Below are 23,326 nucleotides of genomic sequence, written 5' to 3'. Positions count from 1 at the left end.
GGGGGTTGGCGAGCGGGCCGCGATTGTCGCCCGCCCCGCCCCTGCACGCAAAAGCGGGAGGTTCAGTCTTCCCAGAGATCCGGCAGGCCCACCATCAGCCACCACTGCTTGGCGACCGGATCGTAGTGCCAGTGCTCGGTGTAGCGCGTCTGCCGCTGCGCGAGGCTGTGGCGATTCACCACCTCGATCTCGACTTCGCGGACCACGTCGCCATCGGGCAGCGTCTGCGTGGCGAGATCGCGATAGCCGGCGATCTGGACCTGCTTGTAGCGCTCCATTTCCATGTCGCTGAGCGGATGCGCCTTGCGATATTCCGGATCCACCAGCGTCCAGGCGCCTTCGAAGTCGCCCCAGCGGATGGCGGCGGAGTACTCGTAGACCTTGCGATCGAACTGGCTGGCGGCGCCTTCGGAGGTCGCGCAACCGGCGAGTGCGAGCACGCACAGGCACAGCGCCATCCACATGGACTGCAGGAGCGTCTTCCGCATGTCGTGTTTCCCCGTTCTCGACACCCGCATCCTAGCCTTTCCGGAAGGCGACGAAACGGGCCGCGAAGGTCGCCGCATCGCCGCCTTCGGGAAGCGCGACGCGGGCCACGAGTTCGGTGCGCGCGCGGCCGCGTTCGGCCAGCGTGGCGAGGAAGGCGTGCCAGTCGACATCGGGCGCGGCCTGCGCTTGCGCTTCCAGGTCGCCCCACAGCGGGGCGAGGTAACGGATCTGGCTGTCGGCGACGTAGACCTCGGCTTCCATGCCCGCGGCCTGGATGTGGAGCGACACCACGCCCCACGCCGCGAGCGTCATCAGCGAGGCGAGGCTGCCGCCAAACGCGCAACCCTTGTCGTTGATGTTGCGCGACAGCGGCGCGCGCAGGCGCAGCGCGTGTCCGTCGTAACCGACGATCGCCACCTCCATCGCGGCGACCGGCGGCATGCCGCGGTAGTGGGCGTCGAGGTGGGCCAGGAGGTATTCGTGCGACATCGGAAACGAACCTGCGATTGCGGGGCGGAGCGGCACGCCGCAAGCTGCACGCCATGCGCGAGACTGCGAGTCCACGATCGCCGGCATGGTACGTCATCTCCCTGCGCCCGCTGGGACAGCATGACGCCGTGCGCCGCGCCGCCGCGCGCGCGGGCATGGGATGCGTTGCGTTGTCGACGATGCGGATCGTGGTGTGCGGTGACGCGAAGACACAGCGGCGATTGCGCGATGCACTGGCGGCGCCGCGCGTGGTGTTCACCAGCCCGAATGCCGTGCGTGCGGCGGCGTCGATGGGTTCGCTGAAACGCAAGCGCGCGCAACAGTTCTTCGCGATCGGTGCGGGCACGGCTGCGGCCCTGCGTCGCGCGGGCGTGGACGATGTGCACGTTCCCGCACGCGCCGACAGCGACGCGTTGCTCGCGATGGATGCGCTGCAGGACATCGCCGGCATGCGCGTGGGCCTGGTCACCGCACCGGGCGGACGCGATCGCCTCGAACCGGGATTGCGCGCGCGCGGCGCGAGCGTCCTGCGCGCCGATGTCTACGCACGCGAAGCCCAGGCGCCGTCGCCGCGCGCCTTCGCCGCCCTGCGTGCCGCGCGCGGCCGGTGGGCCATCGCATTGAGCAGCGGTGAAGCGTTGCGCACGCTGGTCGAACACGCGCCCGCCGACCTGGTGGCGAAGCTGCGCGCCGCGCGGGTCCTCGCCGGAAGTCCACGCCTCGCCGACGAAGCGCGCGCCCTCGGCTTCCGCGACCTGCGGCTGGCCGAAGGCGCCCGGCCCGCCGACCTGGTCGCCGCGCGGGACGCTCGCGGAGCGTGATGGCCGTCAACGACGCGGCATCCGGTAGCATCGTCGGCACCCTTCGCGACACCACCCGACCGTGCTCGACACCGATCCCTTGCCCGAACCGCAGGTCCGTCGTTCCCGCGCGCCCCTGGCGTGGCTCGTGGTGCTGCTGCTTGTCCTCGGCGGCGCATGGGCATGGCACGCCTGGAACACGCGTGCGAAGCACGAACGCGCGGCCGCCGACGATGCCTCGCAGCGCCTGACCGCGCTCGAAGACCGCATCGCCACGCTGCGCAGCGAACAACGCGCGCAGCAACAACGCCTGCAGCAAGCCGAGGCGACGAACCGCGTGTTGCGCGACGAATTGCTCGGCGTCGGCCAGCGCGCGGCCTTGCTGGAAGACAGCGTGTCCAAGCTCGTCGATCCCGATCGCCATGGCGCGCAGGCGATCCGTCTGGACGAAGTCGAGATGCTGCTCGGAATGGCGCAGCAACGCTTGCAACTCGCGTCGGATCTCGACGGCGCGCGGCGCGCTTACGCGCTCGCCGCGGGCATGCTCGACGGCATCGACGATCCCGCTTACCTGAGCCTGCGCCAGACGCTCGCGCAGGAACGCGCCACGCTCGACGCCAAGGGCGTCGATCCGGTGCGCGATGCGTCGACGAAACTCACCAACATCGAAACCGAACTCGCGCGCCTGCCTTCGACCAAATCGGTCGGCGACGCCGGGGACAAGCCCTGGTGGCAGCGCGTCGCCTCGCGCCTGGTCGACGTGCAGCCGAGCGATCGCGTGCAGTTGCAGGCGGCGAGCGATCGCTCCGCGGCGATGGAAGCGCTCGGCATCGAACTCACCCTCGCGCGCGCCGCGCTCGAACGCCGCGATGCCGTCGCCTGGGCCGCGGCGCTCGCCCGCGCCGACGCATGGCTGCCGCGCCTGTGGCCGGATTCACCGGCGCTGCGCGCGCAAAGGACGATGCTGCAGGGGCTGCGCACGCAGAAGCTCGCGGTCGCCTCGCCGGTCGTGGGCACGACGCTCGCGCAGCTGCGCTCGATGCGGGCGCGCTGATCACAGCCGATCGCAAGCAAAAGGAGTTCGCATGAACCTGTTCCGCAACCTGTTGTTCTGGATCGCGCTGGCGCTGGTCGGCGCGCTCGTCGCGCAGGTGCTGGTGCAGGATCCGGGCGAAGTGCTGGTGCGTTTCCGCGGCCACGACTACCGCAGCACGGTGGTCGGCGCGGCCTTGTTGCTGGTGCTCGCGGTCTTCGCGTTGTGGCTGCTGTGGACCGTGCTCGCGCTGCCGTTCCGTGGCTGGCGCGGCTTCCGCAATCGCCAGGCGCGCCTGCGTTTGACCGACGGCCTGGGCGCGTTGCAGCTCGGCCACTGGGCGCGCGCGGAGAAGCAACTCGAACTCGCGTCCGAGCGCGACGAAGCCGCGGGTGTCGCGCGCGTCGCCGCCGCACAGGCCGCCGATGCGCGGGGCGATGCGGCCGCGGCGCAACGTCATCTCGATGCGCTCGCCGAACGCGCACCGCTCGCGAGCGCCATCGCGCGCGCAGAACGCGCGATCGCCGGCGGCGATCCTTCAACCGCGCTCGCGATCCTCGATGCGCCCGCCGCGCAACCCTTGCCGCCGCGCGGCCTGATCCTGCGCGCCGACGCGCTCGCCGCGCTCGGCCGCGCGCACGAGGCCTACGGCATGCTCGGCGCGCTTCGCCAGCAACAAGCGATGCCGGCCGCGCGCCTGGATGCACTGCAGGCGCGCTGGGCCGCCGCTTCGCTCGCCGAAGCGCCCGACGCCAATGCGTTGGCCGATCGTTGGGATGCGTTGCCCAAGCCGCTGCAGTCCGATCCGGCGGTCGTCGGCGCCTACGCCGCGCGCGCCTCGGGCATGCGCTGGGACGTGGCGGCCGCGCGCAACATCGAACAGGCGCTGGCGACCCAATGGGACGAAGCGCTGGTCGACCGTTACGGCGCACTGCCCATCGCCTCGCCCGAAGCGCGCCGCACGCAGCTCGAAACCTGGCTCGCCGCGCATCCCGAAAGCCCGGCGACGCTGCGCGCCCTCGCGCGCCTGCAGCCCTGGCCGATCGCCGAGAGCTCGCTGCACCGCGCGGTCGCCCAAGGCGGCGGCGCGGCGGCGTGGGAAGCGCTGGCCGAGGGCTACACGGCGGCGGGCGATGCCGAATCCGCGCGCCTGTCCTACGCCAACGCGTTGCGCGCGGTGCGCGGCGAACCGACGCTCGCCCTGCCCGGCCGCGGCCTGCGCGACCGCATCGCCGACGAGGCCGCGATCGAGGTCCGCGACGCGCACGGCGTCCCCCGCCTGCGCGAATGAAGGCGGGCACGCGGCGTCGCCTAGAATGCCGCGCATGTCCACGCCCGCCGAACAGGAAGACGACGCCGGTTTCGCCCGCGTCCGCAGCTATCTGACCGACCTGCAGGACCGCATCTGCGCGGCCGTCGAAGGCGTGGATGGCGTCGCGCGTTTCCGCGAAGACACGTGGACGCGCGCCGAAGGCGGCGGCGGGCGCACGCGCATCCTGCGCGACGGCGCGGTGTTCGAGCAGGCGGGCATCGGCTTCTCCGATGTCTCCGGTTCGAAGCTGCCGCCTTCAGCGACGGCCGCGCGACCGGAACTCGCGGGCGCGACATGGCGCGCCGTCGGCGTCTCGCTCGTCTTCCATCCCAACAACCCGTACATCCCCACGACGCACGCCAACGTGCGCCACTTCCGCGCGATGCGCGACGGCAAGACCGTGGCGTGGTGGTTCGGGGGCGGCTTCGATCTCACGCCGTATTACCCGATCGACGAAGACGTGCTGCACTGGCATCGCACGGCGCGCGCGTTGTGCGAGCCCTTCGGCGGACAGGCGCGTTACGACGCGCACAAGCGCTGGTGCGACGAGTACTTCTTCCTCAAGCACCGCAATGAGACGCGCGGCGTCGGCGGTTTGTTCTTCGACGACCTGCATGACGATTTCGAACGCGACTTCGCGTACCAGCGCGCGGTGGGCGACGGGTTCCTCGAAGCCTACCTGCCGATCGTCGAACGACGCCGCGACATGCCCTTCGGCGAACGCGAGCGCGACTTCCAGCTCTATCGCCGCGGGCGCTATGTCGAGTTCAACCTGGTGTTCGACCGCGGCACGCTGTTCGGGCTGCAGAGCGGCGGGCGCACGGAGTCGATCCTGATGAGCCTGCCGCCGCTGGTGCGTTGGGAGTACGGGTTCACGCCGGAAGCCGGCAGCGCGGAAGCGCGCCTGGCGGACTATCTGCGCCCGCGCGATTGGCTGGCCGAACTCAGTCCTTCTTCCTCGGCACCACGCTGATCCGCCCATCGGTTTCCAGGATCGCGTAGCGCACGTCCTCCATCGTGAGTTCACCGGCCTGGCGCAGCGCTTCGTCGAAGTCGTTCTTGCTCACCAATTCGCGGCGCAGCACGTCCGCGTACAACTCGCCGTCGCACGCGAGGATGACCGGCGCGCCTTCGATCAGTTTCTCCGCCTTGCGGCTGCGCGCGGCAAGAAACCCGGTCGACCAGTTCAGCGTGATCAGCACCGCCGCGAGCAGCAGGCCGCCGACCAACGAGGTGTCTTTTCCAAGCAGCGCGTTCTGCACCGCGTTGCCGAGGAGCACGATCAGCAACACGTCGAAGGGCGTGAACTGGCCCATCGTGCGTTTGCCCGAGATCCGGATCATGCCGAGCAGCACGACGTAGACCACGACGGCCCGCAGCACGTACTCCCAGACGGGCATCGACAGCTCGAACATCGGATTCCCCTTCGGCGGCTTGGCCCGACTTTATCGCAGGCCTGCTTTTCGACAGGCAATAAAAAGCCCCGCTGGCCAGGGGGAGACCGGCGGGGCTGGGGAACGGGACTTGGGGAGGAGTCACCGCTCCGGGGATCACTCCAGGGGAGGGAGAGATCTGCGTCAGACCTTGCATCTGACGCGAGCTATATGACCATCCCATACATGGATGGTTCGTGAAGATTCAGGTTAAGGAACCGTTGGATTCAGTTTTAATTCATTGCTTTCGGAGAGGCCTCACAAACCAAATCTCTGCGACAAGCTCGTCAATGCGCCTCGTCCCAGTTGGCGCCCGTGCCGGCATCCACCAACAGGGGGACGCGCAACTCGGCCGCAGCGGCCATTCGCTGGGTCGCGCCGGCGATGAGATCGTCCACGAATGCGGTGTCGGCCTCGAAAACGAGTTCGTCGTGCACCTGCAGCAGCATCAGCGCGCGGCCGCCGACATCGGCCAGCCAGCGATCGATCTGGATCATCGCGCGTTTCACGATATCCGCCGCCGTGCCCTGCATCGGCGCGTTGATCGCGGCGCGCTCGGCGCCCGCGCGCAGGCCCTGGTTGCGCGCGTGGATGTTCTCCAGGTGCAGGCGGCGCCCGAAGACGGTTTCAACAAAGCCCTTGTCGCGCGCGTCCTGCCGCGTGCGCTCCATGTAGTCGCGCACGCCCGGGTAGCGCGAGAAGTACAGCGCGATGTAATCCTGCGCCTCGCCGCGGCCGATGCCGAGCTGCTTCGCCAGGCCGAAGGCGCTCATGCCGTACATCAGGCCGAAGTTGATCGCCTTCGCCGCGCGGCGCTCGTTGTTCGACACATCGTCCATCGCCTTGCCGAAGACTTCCGCCGCCGTCGCGCGATGGATGTCCGCGCCGCTGCCGAAGGCCTTCAGCAGGTTCGGGTCTTCCGACAGGTGCGCCATGATCCGCAACTCGATCTGCGAATAGTCGAGCGCGACGATGCGCCGGCCTTCCGGTGCGATGAACGCCTTGCGGATGCGGCGGCCGTCGTCGGTGCGGATCGGGATGTTCTGCAGGTTCGGATCCGACGAGGCCAGGCGCCCCGTCGCCGCGCCCGCCTGGTGATAGCTGGTGTGCACGCGGCCGGTGTTGGGATTGACCATGTCCGGCAGCTTGTCGGTGTAGGTGCTGCGCAACTTCGCCAGGCCGCGATATTCGAGGATGATCTTCGGCAGCTCGTGCAGATCGGCGAGCGCTTCGAGCGCTTCCTCGTTCACGCTCGGCTGCCCGGTGGAGGTTTTCACCTGCACGGGCAGCTTGAGTTCGTCGAACAACAACTGGCCCACCTGCTTCGGCGAGTCCAGGCTGAAAGTGCGGCCCGCCAGCGCGATGGCCTGCTGCTGCGCTTCGAGCATGCGCTTGCCGAGATCGGCGGACTGGCGACGCAACTCGGCCGCATCGACCAGGATGCCGTTGGCTTCGATGCGCTCGAGCACGGGCACCAGCGGGATTTCGATGTCGCGGTACACCGCATCCAATGACGGTTCGGCCGCGAGCTTGGGACGCAGCACCGAATGCAGGCGCAGCACGACGTCGGCGTCTTCGGCCGCGTAACGCGTCGCGTCCTCGACCGACACGTGCGAGAACGGAATCTGCTTGGCGCCCTTGCCCGCGACGTCTTCGTAGCGAACGGTGTCGTAGCCGAGGTACCGCTTGGCGAGCGAATCCATGTCGTGCCGGCTCGCGCCGGCGTTGAAGACGAAGCTTTCGAGCATCGTGTCTTCGTCGTAGCCATGCACGGTCACGCCGTGGCAGCGCAGGACGTGCAGGTCGTACTTGCCGTGCTGCCCGATCTTCTTCTTCGAGGCATCGGCGAAGAGCGGGCGCAGCGCGTCGAGCACTTCGTCGCGCGGCAATTGCGCCGGCGCGCCGGGGTAATCGTGGCCGAAGGGAATGTAGGCGCCCGCGTGCGCTTCGGTCGCGATGCTCAGGCCGACCAGGTTCGCGCACAGCGCGTCGAGCGAATCGGTTTCCGTGTCGAACGCGAAGGCACCAGCCGCCTGCAACTTCGCGAGCCACGGGGCGAACTGCTCGCGCGTGAGGATCGTTTCGTAGGTGCCCTTTTGGCCGAGCTTCTCGTCGGGCGGCTCGACCGGCGCCGCGCCCGTGCGCGCCCAGCCCGCTTCGGTGCCGCGCATCGACACCTTGCGCTCGCTCGCCGACGGCGGCGGCGTACCGCCGAGTTCCTTCAGCGCCGCATTGAAGCCGTAACGCGCGTAGAGGATCTTCAGCGTGTCGACGTCACGCGGGCGCAGATTCAACTCGTGCGCGGCCGAATCCAGGGCGACGTCGGTCTTGATCGTCACCAGCTCGCGATTGAGCGGCAGGCGCGGCAGCGCGGCGCGCAGGTTCTCGCCGATCTTGCCGCCGATCTTCTCGACGTTGGTGATCACGCCGTCGAGCGAACCGTACTCGGCCAGCCACTTGGCGGCGGTCTTCGGGCCGCACTTGTCCACGCCCTTCACGTTGTCGACCGTGTCGCCCATCAGGGCCAGCATGTCGACGATCTGGTGCGCATGGACGCCGAACTTCGCCATCACGCTGTCATCGGTGTCCAACACGCTGCCGCTCATCGTGTTGATCAGCCGGATGCTGCCGCCACTCTCGAAGGGTTGCAGCAACTGCGCGAAGTCCTTGTCGCCGGTGCTGATCGTCACGTCCGTGCCCGTGCGCGCGGCTTCGAGCGCGAGCGTGCCGATGACATCATCGGCTTCCACGCCGTCGATGCGCAGGATCGGGAAACCGAGCGCCTGCACGATCTCGCACATCGGCTGCACCTGCGCGCGCAGGTCGTCGGGCATGGCCGAACGGTTGGCCTTGTACTCCGGATACAGATCGTCGCGGAAGGTCTTGCCCGGTGCGTCGACGACGAAGGCCGCGCAGTCGGGCTGCTCGGCGAGCGTGGCCCGCAGCATGTTCACCACGCCGAACAGGGCCCCGGTGGGCTCGCCGGCACTGTTGGTGAGGGGCGGAAGCGCGTGGAACGCGCGGTACAGGTACGAGGACCCGTCGATCAGGACCAGTCTTGGCATCCCGTGATTCTAATGTCTCGCGGCGCACACCACGGCTTTACGGCGGCCGGACGTAAGCTCCCCTTCCGTATCCCGCAGGGAGGAGGGCTGTCATGACCCGCACACGTCCCGCGCACGTCTTCACCGCACTCGCCGTCCTGGCGCTCGCGGCAGGCTGCGCCACCGCCCCGCAGGATCCGACACAGCCGCCGATCCCCGAAGGATCGGAGCAGGCCACGCGCACGGAGTCCAACGGCGACGTCGTCACCGAGTACCGCGTCGCCGGCGCCATCGCGATGGTGCGCGTCGTGCCGAAGAACGGCCCGACCTACTACGTGACCGACTCCGACGGCGACGGCCGCCTGGACCGCAACAGCGACGGCACGCGCAACGTGCCCGTCTATTTCAAGCTCTATGGCTGGTAATTCTCTTCCGGGGAGCACGCGATGACCAAGCTCGACAAGCCCATGCGCCGCGAAGTGCAGATCGGCGACCAGGTGTACACGCTGACGATCGGCCCGGATGGCCTCAAGCTCGTCGAGAAAGGCCGCCGCAAGGGCCTGGAACTCGCCTGGACCGACCTGGTCAGCGGCGATGCCGCGCTGGCGAGTGCGTTGCAGGCGTCGGTGGCTGACGCGCGCTGAAGCGCATTCGCGAACAGCCGTCTTCGGACTGACGACTCGCCGCGCGACGTGGTGTAGTTCCCCTGTCGCGCGGCGGACGCGGCATCCTGCCCACCGACGCGCGAACGCGCAGCCATCCATGGCCGCGCTCTGGTGAACCACACCACGCCGCACGTCGAGTCTCACCTGGGTTTGTTTCTCTCCCCTTCGGCGACCCTCTCCCCAACCCTCTCCCGGTGGCAGCGGGGGCGATACGCGGTTGCTCTGTGCATCCAACGCGTCGATGCATCACATGCGGTGAGGCGTGACGCGTGGCGTGGTGTGGTTTCCCAGAGCAAGGCCATGGATGGCCTTGCGCCCGCGACTCGGTGGCCATGGATGGCGCTTCCGGGAGCGGCAGGGGAACCACACCACGTCACGTGGCGCGCCGTCCTTCCGAAGTTCTCGTAACTACGCAGGCGTCAAATTCGCGTACGCCAGCACCAACCACTTCGAGCCCACATCGTCGAAGTTCACCTGCACGCGCGCGTGCGGGCCGCTGCCTTCGTAATCGGTGACCACGCCGGTGCCGAAGGTCGGATGCCGCACGTTGGCGCCCAACTTCACGGGTGGGACTTCGACGGCCGCCATCGCGTATTCACGACGACCCGAATGCGGCGTGTACGTGCTCGACACCTTCACGCGCGGGCGCACTTCGTTGATCAACGCCGCGGGAATCTCGCGCAGGAAGCGCGAAGGAATGCCGTACATGTCCGATCCGTGGATGCGGCGCGCTTCGGCATACGTCAGCACCAGCTTCTGGCGCGCACGCGTGATGCCGACGTAAGCCAGGCGACGCTCTTCTTCCAGGCGGCCCGGTTCTTCCTGCGACTTGGTGTTCGGGAACAGGCCTTCCTCCAGGCCCGCGAGGAACACGAGCGGGAATTCCAGGCCCTTCGCGCTGTGCAGCGTCATCAACTGCACGCCGTCTTCGCCCGATTGCGCCTGGCCTTCGCCCGCTTCGAGCGCGGCGTAGCTGAGGAAGGCGACGAGCTCGCTGAGCGCGGCCGATTCCTCGTCGTCGCCGTGCACGAAGCGCGAAGCGACCGACACCAGTTCGTCGAGGTTGTCGGTGCGCGAATCGAGCTGGCCCTTGGATTCGTTCGCGTAATGCTCGCGCAGGCCGCTGCGCATCAGCACATGGTCGATCTTCTCCTGCAGCGGCAGCGCGTCGGTTTCGACCTGCAAGCCTTCGATCAGCAGCAGGAACCCGGCGATGGCGTTGCGTGAGCGCGCGGCGATGACGTTGCCTTCGCTGGTCGCGCGCGCGGCGTCCCACAGCGACTGGCTGTTCGCGCGCGCGGTGCGGCGCACTTCGTCGAGCGTGCGTTCGCCGATGCCGCGCGTGGGTGTGTTGACGGCGCGTTCGAACGCGGCATCGTCGGCGCGATTGGTCACCAGGCGCAGATAGGCGAGCGTGTCCTTGATTTCCGCGCGTTCGAAGAAGCGTTGTCCGCCGTAGACGCGGTACGGGATCTGTTCGCCGAGAAGCGCTTCTTCGAAGGCACGCGACTGCGCGTTGCTGCGATACAGGATCGCGCAATCGCCGTTGCTGCCGCCGTCGCGCACCCATTGGCGGATGCGTTCGATCACGTAGCGCGATTCGTCGATTTCGTTGTACGCCGCGTACAGGTCGATCGGATCGCCGGCGCCGGCATCGGTCCACAGCTGTTTGCCGAGGCGATCGGGGTTGTGCGCGATGACGGCATTCGCGGCGTTGAGGATGTTCGACGTGGATCGATAGTTCTGTTCCAGGCGCAGCGTGCTGGCGCCGGGATAGTCGCGCAGGAAGCGCTGCACGTTCTCCACTTTCGCGCCGCGCCAGCCGTAGATCGCCTGGTCGTCGTCGCCGACCACGAACACGCGGCCGGTATCGCCCGCGAGCAGGCGCACGAAGCCGTACTGGATCGCGTTGGTGTCCTGGAATTCGTCGACGAGCAATTCGCCGAAGCGATGGCGGTAATGCGCGAGCAGGCCGGCGTTGTCGCGCAGCAGTTCGTGCGCGCGCAGCAGCAGTTCGGCGAAATCCACCAGGCCCGCGCGGTCGCAGCGTTCCTGGTAGGCCTCGTAGGCCTTGCGCATCGTGTCCATGAACCAGTCGCTGCCCGGCTGGATGTGCTGCGGGCGGCGGCCTTCGTCTTTCTGCGCGTTGATCCACCAGACGATCTGGCGCGGCGGGAAGCGCGTGTCGTCGAGCTCGAGTTGCTGCACGACGCGTTTGACGAGGCGCAGCTGGTCGTCGGAGTCGAGGACCTGGAAGCCTTCGGGCAGCCCCGCGTCCGCCCAATGCAGGCGCAGCAGGCGGTGCGCCAGGCCGTGGAAGGTGCCGATCCACATGCCGCGCGCGCCGTAGCGCAGCAAATGTTCGGCGCGGTGGCGCAGTTCGCCGGCGGCCTTGTTGGTGAAGGTCACCGCAAGGATGCCGTGCGGCGGCACGCCCATCACTTCGTTGAGCCAGGCGATGCGATGCATCAGCACGCGCGTCTTGCCGCTGCCGGCGCCGGCGAGGACGAGGTAATGACCGGAAGGGGCGGTAACGGCTTCGCGCTGGGCCGGATTCAGCGCGTCTAGCAGGTGGGAGACATCCATCCGCGCATTTTACGGTCCATCCCCCTTCCCAAGGGGGATCGAGCGCGCGCAGCGCGCTCGAGGGGGATCACGTGGTGCGAATCAATGCGCGTGCGCGTGCTCGCGCTTGCTCGCCGCGCCCGTCATCAGCTTGTCGGTCCACGCGATGCCGAGGGCCGAGATGATGAAGACGCTGTGGATGATGGTCTGCCACAACACGCCATCCTTGGTGATGGTCGTGCAGGCCTTCATGGTGAGGCCGGCTTCGCTCATCGCGCGGACGGCGGCGATGCCGTCGAGCGAGCTGCACAGCGGCAGGCCGCCGACCATGCCGACTTCGATGAAGCTCTTGAGCAGGTGGATCGACGAGATGCCGATGATCGCCATCGCCAGCTTGACCTTCAGCACGCTCGCGTTGACGTGGCTCAGCCACTCGGGCTGGTCGGGGTGGTCTTCCAGTCGCAGGCGCGAGACGAAGGTTTCGTAGCCGCCCACGATCACCATCACGAGCAGGTTGCTGATCATCACCACGTCGATCAGGCCCAGCACGATCAGCATGATTTCCTGTTCGCCCAGGTGCGGCGTCGCCGCGATGAGGTGCAGCAGTTCCTTGACGAACAGGTAGACGTAGACGCCCTGCGCGACGATCAGCCCGAGGTACAGCGGCAACTGCAGCCAGCGCGAGGAGAAGATCAGCGAGGGCAGCGGATTGAGCGCGCGCGTGCGCGGAGCGACGTCGGACATGGGGGCGTTTTCGCGGGCGAAGTAGCCGCCGAGGTTACCGGCGGCTGCGCGCGTTTGCCAATCCGGGTGCGTTCAGTCGATGGGACTGCGATGCATCAACTGGCGCAATTCGGCTTCCAGTTCGGCGATGCGCGCGCCGATGCGCGCGGTTTCGGCGTCTTCGAGGTGGCCCAGGCCGTCCAGCAGGGCGCCCAACTGGTCGAGGCGCGACTTCTGTTCGGCGATCACGTGACGGCGGCGGAACAGGCGCATGTCGCTGACGTTGCCCGCCTCGGATTCGTTGGGCAGCGGCTGCCACGGGCGTTCCTGCAGCAGCCAGCGCAGGCGTTCGGCGGCGGCGCGATCGGCGTCGGTCCACGGCGAGGCGTGGCCCCGCACGGTTTCGCGCCAACTCGCGAAGCTCTTGCGCGGTGCGATGCGCACGCCGTCGTCGGTCGGCACCATCGGTTTGTGCGGATCGCCGGCCCACACGACGTCTTCCACCTGCTCGCAGCGGAAGAACAGCAACCAGTCGTCGCGTCGGCCGAAGGGCACGGCGAGCACGCCGGCGAGGCCGTCGTTCGCTTCGGGCGCAGCCCAGGGCGTCGCATGGTCGATGGCGGGAAGACGATCGACACCCTGCGTGTGCGCCCAATCCAGCGCGCGCGACAAACCTTCGAGCGACGGCACGCGGCCATGCGTCGTCCACTGCCCATCGCTGCGCAGCGCGATGCCGTCGGCGGGCACCATGTCCGCGAGGATCGGCATCGTTTCGGCGAGCGCGGCCGGCAGGCTGTCCTGGCCGGTGAGGCGCAGCGCGAGGCGTTCGCGGGCATCGCGTGCGCGATCGTCCTGCTTCGATCCGATTTCCAGTTCGGAGGCGCTCACGCGCATCGACACGAACAGGCTGAACATGTCGGCCGCGGCGCGGATCGACGGCGGCACCAGGCGCGGTTCGCGATGGTGGCAGGCGATCAGGCCCCACAGGCGGCCGCCGCTGACGATCGAAATCGACATCGACGCGGCCAGGCCCATGTTCTTCAGGTATTCGATGTGCACCGGCGACACGCTGCGCAGGATGTGCTGGCTCAGGTCGAGCGGCGCACCCTTCGCATCGCGGTCCGGCACGATCGGCACCGGCGCATAGGCGACATCGGGGATCACGCGGATGCGATTGCGCACGTACAGCGCGCGCGCCTGCGCGGGGATATCGGATGCGGGAAACCGCAGGCCGAGGAAGGGTTCCATGTCCTCCGCGCGCGATTCGGCGATCACTTCGCCCGCGTCGTCGTGGCGGAAGCGGTAGATCATCACGCGGTCGTAGCCGGTGAGCTGGCGGATTTCGTCGGCCGTGCGCTGGTGGAAGCCGCGCATGTCCGCGCTGCCGCTGGCGCGCGCGATCATGCGTTGCGCGACCACGGTCGGTGTCTGGCGTTGCGGGTTGTTGGCGCGCGGTTCGAGTTCGACGTGCACCAGGTCGCCGGACACATGCACGACGAAATCGCACAGGTGCGCCATCGCGCCGATGTTGCCGATCGCCGCGCGCTGCGGCGGCGCGCCCGATTCCATCATGTCGAGCACTTCGAGCAGCGGCTGCAGCACTTCGTCGGCGACGTGCTCGCGCAGGCTGCGGCCGATCACCTCGTCGGGCGGCATGTCCAGCAACTCGGCGACGTTGGCCGAGGTGTGGCGCACCGTCCAGTCCGGCAACGAGCAGCTGATCAGGTAACCGTGCGGCTGGATCGCACCACTGAGGTGGATCGGTTCGCGCGCGCAATCGGCGTCGGCGCTCGCGGCGCTCGGCGTGTTGGGGTCCATCGAATTCAGCGTCCTGCGGTAAAGTTTTGGTGTGCGAGCTCGGCGCGATGGAACTCGTGCTCGGCACTGGCGAAAGCGCGCGCCGCGGATTCGAGCATCGTGCGTTCGCTCACCGTGTCGAAATCCGCACGTTCGAGGTCGGCGACGAAGGCGCGCCAACGCTTGCCGGCACCGAAGCCGCCGTGGCGACACAGGAAGGTCGCGCCGGTGCCCGGCCCGTGGCCGAGTGCCTGCGCATCGCCCAACAACTGGGTGGCACCGAGCGCGGAGCCTTCGATCACGTAGAACAGGCCGGCGGCATCCGCGTCGCCGTTGATCGCCATGCGCGGGCCTTCGGCCATCGCGGGAATGCCCATGGCGGCGAGATCCTCGTCGAGCCAGGCCGTGCGCGCGGGATCGCGCCATGCCTTCCACGCGGGGCGCAGGTTGGCCAGCGCGAGCGCGCGTTCGGCATTCGCGATGAAGGCCTGCATGCCCAGCACATAGGTGCGGTACTGCGCCGCCGTGCGGAGCCCCTGCGCGAAGCGCGCGTCGAGCCGCACATGCGCGGTGCCGGTGGCACCACGCAGGCGATCGCGATATCCATTGTCGGCGGCTGCAGTCATGTGAAAGACGATACAACATCGCTTCCACACAGATTTCACCAACAAAGACGGGGCCTGAAGGCCCCGTCTTCACGCGCGATGAAAAGCGCGTCGCAGCTGGGTTTGCCTACTTCGGCAGCTTCACTTCGTAGGCGTCGGGGTGCTCGGCGCCCAGCAGGTTTTCGACGAAGTAGTCCCAGCGCTTGCGCATCACGTACGGCGAGTACTCGCCGTAACCGTGGCGCGCGTTCGGCAGGAGCAGCAGGTCGAAGTCCTTGTTGGCCTTGATCAGCGCGTCGACGACGAGCAGCGTGCTCTGCGGCGGCACGTTGTCGTCCATCAGGCCGTGCATGAGCAGCAGCTTGCCCTTGAACTTGGCGGCGTGGTTCTGGTTGGCCTGGTCGTCGTAATTCGACTTGCCGTCCTTGCCGGTGACCAGCAGGCCCTGCCACTTCTCCGCCCAGTCGTCTTCGTAGTTGCGGTTGTCGTGGTTGCCGCTCTCGGCGATGCCGACCTTGAAGAACTCCGGGTAACGGAACATCGCCGTGCCCGTGGCGTTGCCGCCGCCGGAATGGCCCCAGATGCCCACGCGCGACAGATCGATCCACGGATAACGCGAGGCCAGCTGCTTCATGCCGGTGATCTGGTCGGGCAGCGTGTTGTCGCCGATGTTCTTGGCGTAGGCGTCGTGGAAGGCCTTGGAGCGATACGGCGTGCCCATGCCGTCGATGGCGACGACGACGAAGCCCAGCTCGGCCAGCGCCTGGTTGTCGCCGTGCGAAGCGGCGAACCCATACGTGCGCACCGAACCGACCTGCGGACCCGGGTAGACGTAGTTGACGATCGGGTACTTCTTGTTCGGATCGAAGTTGGACGGCTTGAACATCTGGCCGTACAGATCGGTCTTGCCGTCGCGCGCCTTGACGACGATCGCTTCGGGCGCCACCCAACCGGCGGCCTTCAGGCGCGTGATGTCGGCCTTCGCGACTTCGGCGAGCACCTTGCCGTCGTTGGCATCGCGCAGCACGGTGACCGGCGGCACGGCGGTGGTCGAGTACGAATCCACGACGTACTTGCCGTCGCTCGACAGCTTGAACGTGTGCTGCGCGTCTTCCGGCGAGAGCAGCACCGGTGCGCCGTCATCGAGGTTCACCTTGTACAGGTGCTGGTGGTACGGGTGGTGGCCGGCTTCGCGATTCACGCCGGTGAACCACACCGTGCGCGACGCGGGATCCAGGCGCACGACTTCAGCGACGTTCCAGTCGCCTTCGGTCACCTGGCGCTTCACCTTGCCGGTGTTGAGGTCGTACAGGTACAGGTGGCCCCAGTTGCTGCGCTGGCTCCACCACAACAGTTCGTTGCTCTCCGGCAGGTAACGCCAGTTGATGGCGTTGATGCCGGATTCGAACCAGTTCTTCGCGCTTTCGTCGAAGACGTCGCGCACCGCGCCGGTCGCGACATCCGCCGTGCGGACCGAGGTCTTGGTGTGGTCGCGCGAGGTGGACACGAAGGCGATCGACTTGCCGTCCTTCGCCCACTGCACGTCTTCCCAGCCGCCGAAGCAGCTGACGTCGTCGCACTGCGTCGAACGATGCTGGTCCTGCGGCATCTTCAGGCGCACGACCTTCTGCGTCGGCACGTCGATCACGACGCGCTCGATCATGGTCACGTCCTTGTCGCCGACGAACGGGTACTTCCACGTTTCGATCTTCGGCGCGCCGACGTTGGTGCCTACCAGCGCCATCGTGCTGGTCTTGCGCTGGTCCTGCTGGAAGGTCGCGATCTTCGACGAATCCGGCGACCACACCAGGATCGCGCTGTCGTCGTGCACCCAGCCGGCGTTGTTGGTGGCGTAGCCGAAGTTCTCGACGCCGTCGGTGGTGAGCTGCGTTTCCTTGCCGGTGGCGACATCGCGCACCCACAGGTTCCAGTCGCGGATGAAGGCTTCGCGCTTGCCGTCGGGCGAAACATTGCCCGGGCCGTCGCCGGCCTTGCCCTTCGTGGTCGGCTTGGCGACGCACTTGGGCTTGGCGACTTCGCACAGGTAGTGCGTGCCCTTCACCGAGAAATCGTAGCGGCCATCGGCGTTGAGGCCGACGCCGTAAAGCGACTTGTCGATGCGCTTGGCATCGACCGGCTTGCCCGTCGCGGTCGACAGGGCCTTGGCCATGCGTGCGACGTCGAAGGCGGCGACCGACTTGCCCGTCGTCGCATCGGTGCGCATCACGCGCACGCCGTTGGCATCGTTGTCGAACCAGACGAACGAGGTGTCGTCGAGCCAGGTGACGCCCTTGGCGTCATGGTCGATCAGCGGATTCGTGTTCTGCGAAAGCATCTTCACCGCGCGGTCGTAATCCGCGGCCGTGACCTTCGCAGGCGATTGGGCGAAGGCGCCCGACGACAGCGCGAGACCCGCGCCAATGGCCAGCGCGAACGCGCTGCGATCCAACTTCAAACCCATGTCCCCTGCTCCAGATACGGATCACAAGCGCCCGATGCTAGCGCAACCACCCCCGTCTCCGGCCCCTGCCGGTGGTCCTGTGCAGGGGACGGAGGTCTCGGTTTGGCGCCCGCCTCAGGGCGCCGGCGGGGATTTCGGGTTGGCGATGCGGATGCGATCGGCCGCCGTGCGGGCGCGCGAGGCTTCCCCGTACATCAATTCGACCACCGCGGGCGCGGCCAGGTACTCGCCGGCGTTGCCCACGCGCGCGTAGTACTGGATCTCGTGGCGGCCGATCGGCAGGCGCTGGGCGTAGAACTTCGGCTTGCGCGAATCGAGCTTGCGCTCGTCGAAGGCGTAACTGCCGTTGCCGTCGCGGGTGCCGGCTGCGCCGGAGACGCCCTTCAGTTCCATGTCCACGGGACGCAAACCACCGGGCAGATCGTCGGTGACGGCGACGAAGTAACGCGCGTCGGCGTTGTCGATGGTCAGCGTGATGCGCACCCAATCGTCCGAACGCAGCGCGCCCTTGCCCAGCGGCACCCATTCGGTGCCGCGCTTGACGTCGTAGCGGCGCGTGATCGAGAAGCCCATCGCCGAGGGTTGCGCCTGTCGCGCATCTTCCTGGTATTCGACGCGCGCCAGGAATGCCACCGGTGCATCGGGATGTTCGACGGGCGCGATCGCCAATTCGCCTTGCGCCATTTCGAACCGCTGCGCGGCGCGTTTTTCGCCGGCTTCGACCGCGAGGCGGCCTGTCTTCGCGCCGAGCGTCGCATCGACGACGATGCGTTCGGCGGCTCCGGACGTTCCTTCCGTGCGCAGCGCACGCAGGCACGACGCAGCGGTTTGCGTATCGACGTCGGCGACGCCGCCCGAATACAGATCGGTCAGGCCCGCGATCAGCGATCGGCGCGCGCCTTCGGGGGCGAAGCGCGGGTAGTCCTCGAGCAGGCGGATCAACTCGCACTGCTCGCGCATCGCCGAGCTCATCCAACGATCGAACCGCGTGCCGCGACGGAGCGAGCGCACTTCGCCGCGTTGCGGCGCGAGGTCGAGCAGCGTCTTGAAGGCGCCTGCCGCTTCGGGCGCTTCGGTGCGGGCCAATGCGCGCGCCGCCGCCACCTGCGCGGGCAGCGCGACCTCGTCGAATTCATCGGCCACCCTCTGCATCAGGTCGGGCTCGAGGTCGACGGTCCCGGCGGCGATGGCGCGCGCGTTCCGCTTGTCGGGCTTGGCCTTGTTGTCCCAGTTGGCCTCCTCGAGGAACTCGCGCGCGCGCGTTTCGACGTCCTCGTCGAACGCATATCCCAGCGAGCGCAGCAACGCGAGCGCGTCGACGGTGTAGGCCGTCAACGGCACGTAATCGTCGTCGTATGCGTCGTCGTCGAAGTTCGCCGCGCCATTGAAGTAACGCATGCCGCCCGAGTCGGTCTGGAACGCGCCGGCGTTGTCGAGCGCCTCCTGCACGACGGCCTTCGCCTCGGGCCACGATGGATCCTTGCGTTCGATCGCGAGCGCCGCGGCCACCGCGCGGCTGAGGATCTGCTCCCAGCAGCGATGCGGATACACGCGCATGTCTTCGGTCCAGCCATCGACCAGGGCACTCGCGCCGCGCCACACGCTGACGTCGACGTGCGCTTGGTGCGCACCGTGCGGCAGCGTCGGAAGTTCCAGCGACATCGGCGACGTGCCGACCCACCCGGCCTGCGTGCGCGTGGCGAGGATCGACGTCGAGGCGATCTCGATCGGTGCGGCGACGGCGTCGCGCCCATCGGGCGTCGCGGCCGCGCCGGTCACGAGCGCGGTGCCGACGGTGTTCGGCGCGATCGACAGGCCGAAGCTCGCCTGCCCGTTCGCCGGCAGCTTCAGCGTCGTCGCCTGCTGCGATTCGAGCGCGTCCTGCACCAGGCTGATGCGCGCTTCGGCCTTCGACGCGTGCCCGGCGATCTGGCGCACGTTCAACGCCAGGCGCGTCGAGTCGCCCGGATAGATGCGCACCGGTGTCTGCAGGCGCGCTTCGACCGGCAGGCCGGCTTCGAGCGTGGCGTCCGCCATCGCGAAATCGTCGGCGTCGTCATGGCTCCACGCCACCGCACGCCAGCGCGTGAGGTTGTCGGGCACGATCACTTCGATCGTCTTCGACTCTCCCGGCGCGAGGACGATGTCGCTGCGCCACAACGCGGTCTCCGCGAAATCGGTGCGGATGCGCGCGAGCGAGGCGCCGTAGTCGGCCGGCTTCGTGCGATCGGGTCGCGGCGCGCGAGGCGCGTCCGGGTCGATCTGGTTGGACGGGGGCTGGCGTCCGGTCCGGCCGAATTCGTTGCCGAACGACGGTGCGGGCGCCGGCGCGGCGTACCCGTCGACACTCACCGAAGAGAGTTCTCCCCCGCGCTCCCGCACGGTCCCCGGCGCAAGCAACGCAACGTTGGTCACGTCGCGCGACACGGGAATGCTGGCGATCTGCTCGGCGGTCATCACCGTGCTGGATTCGACCGACGAGACATCGATCGGGTTGATCGCGCCCGCGCCGACGACCGTGATGACGCAGTCCTCCAGCGGCACGTCGATGCAGCTTGCGTTCTTCGCCCTGCGCGCGAGGACCCAGCGCAAGCGCGCCCCGTTCCAGCCATCGAAGCCCGCCTGGCTCGCGTAACCGTAGGGAACCGCTTCACGGAAGCCCGCGTGCGCGGGATCCATCGGCCTGAGCCACTCCGCACCCAGCGCGCGCAGCGCATCGTCGGTCACCGCAAGCGTCACGCCGCGCGGCGTGGCGCGGTCGTTGCGGAGGGTCAGGCGCACGGTCTCCGAAGGCGCGGCTTGCGCGCGTTCGAACGCGACGGACACCGGCGAGGCGGCGACGGACTGCTTCAACTCCACGTACTCGCTCTCGGAGTCCACGGCGATCGGCTGGCGGAATCCCGCAGGCAGCGCGACGGCCGGCGGCGGCGCATCCGTCAGACGCACCAGCATGGTCACTTGCAGGCGATGCGGCCAACTGGCCTGCGTCGGGATCTCGACGATCTGCGAGGTCGAATGCAGCATCACCACGCGCTGGTCGATCACGTCCGCGCCGCGCGAAACCCGCACGAGCGCACGCGCCGGAACCTGCGGAGCGTGGACCTCGAAGCGCATCGGCGCGCCCGCGGTCACCGTCTCCTCATCGAGCAGCGTCATTTCCAGTTCCGCGGATTCATCCGCGCCGCGACCGGCGCCGGAGACCCACACGCTGCGTTCGAGCTTCGCCGGCGCGGCGTCCCCGCTGCGCGCCAGGAAATAGTAGAGGCCGCTTTTCTCGCGCGGGAACGTGCAATCCGTGGCGACGCCCGAGGTGAGCGCGCACGAGTGGACCAGTTCGACGTCTTCGTCTTCGTCGAACGTGGCGAAGGCCACATCGACATCGACGCGCTGCCCCGTGATCTCGCGGCCGTTGGAATCGATCACGATGCCGGTCAACTTCACGGCGCCCGTCCCGCCGTACGGGTCTTCCATGTCGGCCTTCAGGCCGACGTAGCGCGCATGGGCCGCGTAGCGCACCTTCAGCAGGTTGGTCGTCGTGGACTCGCGATCGGCCGGACGCGCTTCGGCCGAGACGAGCAACAGGCCGAAGGGAATATCGACGTCCTTGAAGCGCGCATCGATCGGCAGCTTCAGCGCCGCGCGGCCTTTGGCGTCCGTGCGTGCGGTGATCTCATCGACATCCTCGATCGACTCGAAGTCGTCTTCGCCTTTGTTGAAGGCGTATTCGCGCCATTGCGGCCACGCCTCACCCGGGGAAGCGGCCTGGAGCTGCGCTTCGATGTTCGCGATTTCGATCTGCGCGCCGGAGCCACCGGAATAGAAGCCGGATTCGATGTCGAACGCGAGCGTATCGCCCGGGCGCACCTGCTGCTGCTGGCTCGACACGCGCGCCCACAGATCCTGCGGGCGGAAGGTGCCGACATGGAAACACACCGCTTCGTCGTCCTCGGTGCCGATGCAGTATTCGCCGTCGCGCACGTGGATCGGAATGCGAGTCTCGCCCGTCGCGCGGCCCTGTTCGTCGAACGTCGACTGCCACGAGACGAGCGTGCTGCCCCGCCATTGTTGCGACAAGCGCAACGTTTGCGTCTGCGCGGCGCCCGGCGCGACGTAACGCGCGCCGTTGTCCTTGCGCGTCCACACCGTCCAATGAATGGTCTCGCCGGCGCGATACAGCGGGCGATCGGCCACGCCCCACAGCTCCGTCTTCGTTTCTTCGCCGAGCGCGCCGCCCCAACGACTCATGGGCAGCGGCAGCACGGCGCCCTGCGCATCACGGCCGCGACCCCGTTCGACACGGACGAACCACTGCCGATCGGCTTTCCGGTCCGCGTCCTTCGTCTTCGGCAACACAAACGTATCGGACAGGCGCAGCAACACCAGGCCCTGCGCATCGGTCCTGCCGGTCGCGACGACGCGCGGGCCAGCCGACACCCCATCGTCGAACAACAAGGTCGCTTCTGCATCGGCGATCGGCGCGTCGCCCTCCCAGGCATTCACCCACGCGGCCACGCTGCGCTGGCCGGCGCTGGCATGGACGTCGAAGTCGGGCGCGGCCACTTCCAACTGGCCGAGCCGCGCGATCTCGACACCTTCGTGCTCGGTGCGGATGGTCGCGTAACCGCCTTCGTCCAGCGCGCGGCGCACGTCCGGCAATCGCACGCGCGTGCCGGTGTCCGGCGAGCGCGGCGTCTTCGTCGTTCCGCGCACGGCTTCGCGGCCCAGCGCGAAGGTTTCGACCTTGATCGGCGGCGCATTGATGGATTGCAGGTTCGGATCGCCACCGCGTTCGAGCAGCGCGCGTTCGAACGGCGCGGAGAACGACGGGCGCGGCGCGGTCGTTTGCACGTGCAGCTCGACGGGTGCGAGCTTCAAACCGCCTTCTTTCGACGGCAATGCGGGAATCGCGACGGTCCGCTTCGCAAGCATCGCGTCGACCGAAAAGGAGATCGACGTGGCCGGCGCGCGTTCGGGCGGACTGTCCTTGCTCGAATAGGACCGGTAGTGGGTTTCGGTGCTGTCCTCGAGCCTGCGCAGATCGGCGGGCCACGTGGCGCGCCACGCTTCGAGCGCCGCCTTGTCGAGCGCCCGCGAGAACATCACGCGCACCTGTTCGCCCGGGACGCAGCCCGCCAGGTCGATGCGACCGTCCTTCACCGGCGCGATGACGGGTGCATTCCCGCCTGCGCACACGGCGCCACGCACCTGGAAGGGTTCTCCGATCGTCGCGCGCAAGACGATCTGGTTCTGCGCGCCACGCAGCGGACCTTCCGAACTCGCAAGACCCGGGACGATGGACAGTTCGAGCGTCGATTCGGTCGCGACGTCCGGTACGTCGAAACCATAGCCCCCTTCGCTGGAGTCGAGCTTGCGCAGTGTCACCGGCACGGGCTTGCCATCGACCGTCATTCGCAGCGCGGAAGCGATCGACGCCTGCGGTGAGTTCTTCCATGCGCGGACGACGAAGGACAGGCGCCCCGCCTTCCATTCGTGCGTGACGAACAGCAGCGGACGCTCGGTTTCGAACGTGAGCGGCCCCGCCGGCAGCGGCGCGCCGGAGACGGTGCGCAGCTTCGGCGGCAGGGTCGCGCTGAAGGTCGTCGCCCGCGGCGGCGCTTCGGCCAACCTGCAGGTCAGCGCCGTGTCGTTGGTCCAGTTGCAGCCGGTGACCTTCAACGCGGGAACGAAGCGCGCCGCCGGCGTGCCCTCCTGCGTTGACAGCGTCTGCATCGCTTCGGGGAAGCGGAAGGTGATGTTGTTGCCGCTCGTCAGCTTCACCTCGATCGGTTCTTCCGCCATCGCGGTGCCCGCCAGGCACAACGCGAGCACGCTCCATCCCCAACGCTGCATGCGCCCCTTCCCATCCATGTGATCCCCGATCCGGTCAGTGTCCGGCCGGTGGGAACGAAC

Annotated in this window: 16 protein-coding genes; 6 read left to right on the top strand and 10 right to left on the bottom strand. The window is 68.1% G+C overall.

All coding sequences use genetic code 11. From position 1 onward, the window contains the following. Nucleotides 1-62 precede the first annotated feature (62 nt). Nucleotides 63-488: a hypothetical protein gene (locus GN331_RS03675; RefSeq protein WP_156640404.1), complete on the bottom strand. Its 426-nt coding sequence runs from the start codon at nucleotides 486-488 to the stop codon at nucleotides 63-65. Between the two features lie 31 nt (nucleotides 489-519). Continuing rightward, complete coding sequence (locus tag GN331_RS03670) at nucleotides 520-978, bottom strand: YiiD C-terminal domain-containing protein (RefSeq protein ID WP_156640402.1); 459 nt, start codon at nucleotides 976-978, stop codon at nucleotides 520-522. 128 nt (nucleotides 979-1,106) lie between these two features. Between GN331_RS03670 and GN331_RS03665 the strand changes: the two genes are divergently transcribed. The 4 genes from GN331_RS03665 to hemF all read left to right on the top strand — a co-directional run bounded on the left by GN331_RS03665 (nucleotide 1,107) and on the right by hemF (nucleotide 5,096). Next, nucleotides 1,107-1,799 (top strand): uroporphyrinogen-III synthase, encoded by a 693-nt coding sequence (locus tag GN331_RS03665; RefSeq protein ID WP_331713354.1) that lies wholly within the window; start codon nucleotides 1,107-1,109, stop codon nucleotides 1,797-1,799. 61 nt (nucleotides 1,800-1,860) lie between these two features. Next, a complete protein-coding gene (locus GN331_RS03660; RefSeq protein WP_331713353.1) occupies nucleotides 1,861-2,832 on the top strand; it encodes a uroporphyrinogen-III C-methyltransferase in 972 nt (323 codons plus the stop codon). Between the two features lie 31 nt (nucleotides 2,833-2,863). After that, nucleotides 2,864-4,102, top strand: coding sequence for a heme biosynthesis protein HemY (locus GN331_RS03655; protein ID WP_156640398.1), 1,239 nt, complete (start codon nucleotides 2,864-2,866; stop codon nucleotides 4,100-4,102). A gap of 34 nt (nucleotides 4,103-4,136) precedes the next feature. Next, the gene (gene hemF, locus GN331_RS03650; RefSeq protein WP_156640396.1) at nucleotides 4,137-5,096 is read left to right on the top strand and encodes an oxygen-dependent coproporphyrinogen oxidase; all 960 of its coding nucleotides are present in this window, start codon (nucleotides 4,137-4,139) and stop codon (nucleotides 5,094-5,096) included. Here the strand turns inward: hemF and GN331_RS03645 are convergent. Together GN331_RS03645 and polA are read right to left on the bottom strand one after the other, a co-directional pair. Beyond that, nucleotides 5,068-5,538 (bottom strand): DUF421 domain-containing protein, encoded by a 471-nt coding sequence (locus tag GN331_RS03645; protein ID WP_156640394.1) that lies wholly within the window; start codon nucleotides 5,536-5,538, stop codon nucleotides 5,068-5,070. The genes hemF and GN331_RS03645 overlap by 29 nt on opposite strands. Nucleotides 5,539-5,843: 305 nt before the next feature. After that, nucleotides 5,844-8,621: a DNA polymerase I gene (gene polA, locus GN331_RS03640; RefSeq protein WP_156640392.1), complete on the bottom strand. Its 2,778-nt coding sequence runs from the start codon at nucleotides 8,619-8,621 to the stop codon at nucleotides 5,844-5,846. Between the two features lie 92 nt (nucleotides 8,622-8,713). Between polA and GN331_RS03635 the strand changes: the two genes are divergently transcribed. After that, a complete protein-coding gene (locus GN331_RS03635) occupies nucleotides 8,714-9,025 on the top strand; it encodes a DUF2782 domain-containing protein (RefSeq protein WP_156640390.1) in 312 nt (103 codons plus the stop codon). Nucleotides 9,026-9,046: 21 nt separating this feature from the next. After that, nucleotides 9,047-9,244, top strand: coding sequence for a hypothetical protein (locus GN331_RS03630; RefSeq protein WP_156640388.1), 198 nt, complete (start codon nucleotides 9,047-9,049; stop codon nucleotides 9,242-9,244). A 429-nt stretch (nucleotides 9,245-9,673) separates the two neighbouring features. On the opposite strand, the gene uvrD is transcribed toward GN331_RS03630, so the two are convergent. From uvrD to GN331_RS03600, 6 genes are all read right to left on the bottom strand, one after another. Beyond that, the gene (gene uvrD / locus GN331_RS03625) at nucleotides 9,674-11,851 is read right to left on the bottom strand and encodes a DNA helicase II (protein ID WP_156640386.1); all 2,178 of its coding nucleotides are present in this window, start codon (nucleotides 11,849-11,851) and stop codon (nucleotides 9,674-9,676) included. Between the two features lie 81 nt (nucleotides 11,852-11,932). Beyond that, nucleotides 11,933-12,574, bottom strand: coding sequence for a TIGR00645 family protein (locus GN331_RS03620; RefSeq protein WP_156640384.1), 642 nt, complete (start codon nucleotides 12,572-12,574; stop codon nucleotides 11,933-11,935). 72 nt (nucleotides 12,575-12,646) lie between these two features. Continuing rightward, nucleotides 12,647-14,371: a GAF domain-containing protein gene (locus GN331_RS03615; protein ID WP_156640383.1), complete on the bottom strand. Its 1,725-nt coding sequence runs from the start codon at nucleotides 14,369-14,371 to the stop codon at nucleotides 12,647-12,649. 5 nt (nucleotides 14,372-14,376) lie between these two features. Beyond that, nucleotides 14,377-14,976, bottom strand: coding sequence for a biliverdin-producing heme oxygenase (locus GN331_RS03610; RefSeq protein WP_156640381.1), 600 nt, complete (start codon nucleotides 14,974-14,976; stop codon nucleotides 14,377-14,379). A gap of 106 nt (nucleotides 14,977-15,082) precedes the next feature. Continuing rightward, nucleotides 15,083-17,416: a S9 family peptidase gene (locus GN331_RS03605; RefSeq protein WP_156640379.1), complete on the bottom strand. Its 2,334-nt coding sequence runs from the start codon at nucleotides 17,414-17,416 to the stop codon at nucleotides 15,083-15,085. A 114-nt stretch (nucleotides 17,417-17,530) separates the two neighbouring features. Next, on the bottom strand, nucleotides 17,531-23,266 hold the full coding sequence (locus GN331_RS03600; RefSeq protein ID WP_156640377.1) for an alpha-2-macroglobulin family protein: 5,736 nt from the start codon (nucleotides 23,264-23,266) through the stop codon (nucleotides 17,531-17,533). Nucleotides 23,267-23,326: the final 60 nt, after the last annotated feature.

Source organism: Noviluteimonas gilva, from assembly GCF_009740395.1.
GTDB classification, from domain to species: domain Bacteria; phylum Pseudomonadota; class Gammaproteobacteria; order Xanthomonadales; family Xanthomonadaceae; genus Noviluteimonas; species Noviluteimonas gilva.
This window is presented reverse-complemented; position numbering and strand designations above follow the sequence as displayed.

Excerpts from the sequence above, each read along its gene's own strand:
- GN331_RS03675 (WP_156640404.1), bottom strand. The coding sequence starts at position 488 with ATGCGGAAGACGCTCCTGCAGTCCATGTGGATGGCGCTGTGCCTGTGC.
- GN331_RS03670 (WP_156640402.1), bottom strand. The coding sequence starts at position 978 with ATGTCGCACGAATACCTCCTGGCCCACCTCGACGCCCACTACCGCGGC.
- GN331_RS03655 (WP_156640398.1), top strand. The coding sequence starts at position 2,864 with ATGAACCTGTTCCGCAACCTGTTGTTCTGGATCGCGCTGGCGCTGGTC.
- hemF (WP_156640396.1), top strand. The coding sequence starts at position 4,137 with ATGTCCACGCCCGCCGAACAGGAAGACGACGCCGGTTTCGCCCGCGTC.
- GN331_RS03645 (WP_156640394.1), bottom strand. The coding sequence starts at position 5,538 with ATGTTCGAGCTGTCGATGCCCGTCTGGGAGTACGTGCTGCGGGCCGTC.
- polA (WP_156640392.1), bottom strand. The coding sequence starts at position 8,621 with ATGCCAAGACTGGTCCTGATCGACGGGTCCTCGTACCTGTACCGCGCG.
- GN331_RS03635 (WP_156640390.1), top strand. The coding sequence starts at position 8,714 with ATGACCCGCACACGTCCCGCGCACGTCTTCACCGCACTCGCCGTCCTG.
- GN331_RS03630 (WP_156640388.1), top strand. The coding sequence starts at position 9,047 with ATGACCAAGCTCGACAAGCCCATGCGCCGCGAAGTGCAGATCGGCGAC.
- uvrD (WP_156640386.1), bottom strand. The coding sequence starts at position 11,851 with ATGGATGTCTCCCACCTGCTAGACGCGCTGAATCCGGCCCAGCGCGAA.
- GN331_RS03620 (WP_156640384.1), bottom strand. The coding sequence starts at position 12,574 with ATGTCCGACGTCGCTCCGCGCACGCGCGCGCTCAATCCGCTGCCCTCG.
- GN331_RS03615 (WP_156640383.1), bottom strand. The coding sequence starts at position 14,371 with ATGGACCCCAACACGCCGAGCGCCGCGAGCGCCGACGCCGATTGCGCG.
- GN331_RS03610 (WP_156640381.1), bottom strand. The coding sequence starts at position 14,976 with ATGACTGCAGCCGCCGACAATGGATATCGCGATCGCCTGCGTGGTGCC.
- GN331_RS03605 (WP_156640379.1), bottom strand. The coding sequence starts at position 17,416 with ATGGGTTTGAAGTTGGATCGCAGCGCGTTCGCGCTGGCCATTGGCGCG.
- GN331_RS03600 (WP_156640377.1), bottom strand. The coding sequence starts at position 23,266 with ATGCAGCGTTGGGGATGGAGCGTGCTCGCGTTGTGCCTGGCGGGCACC.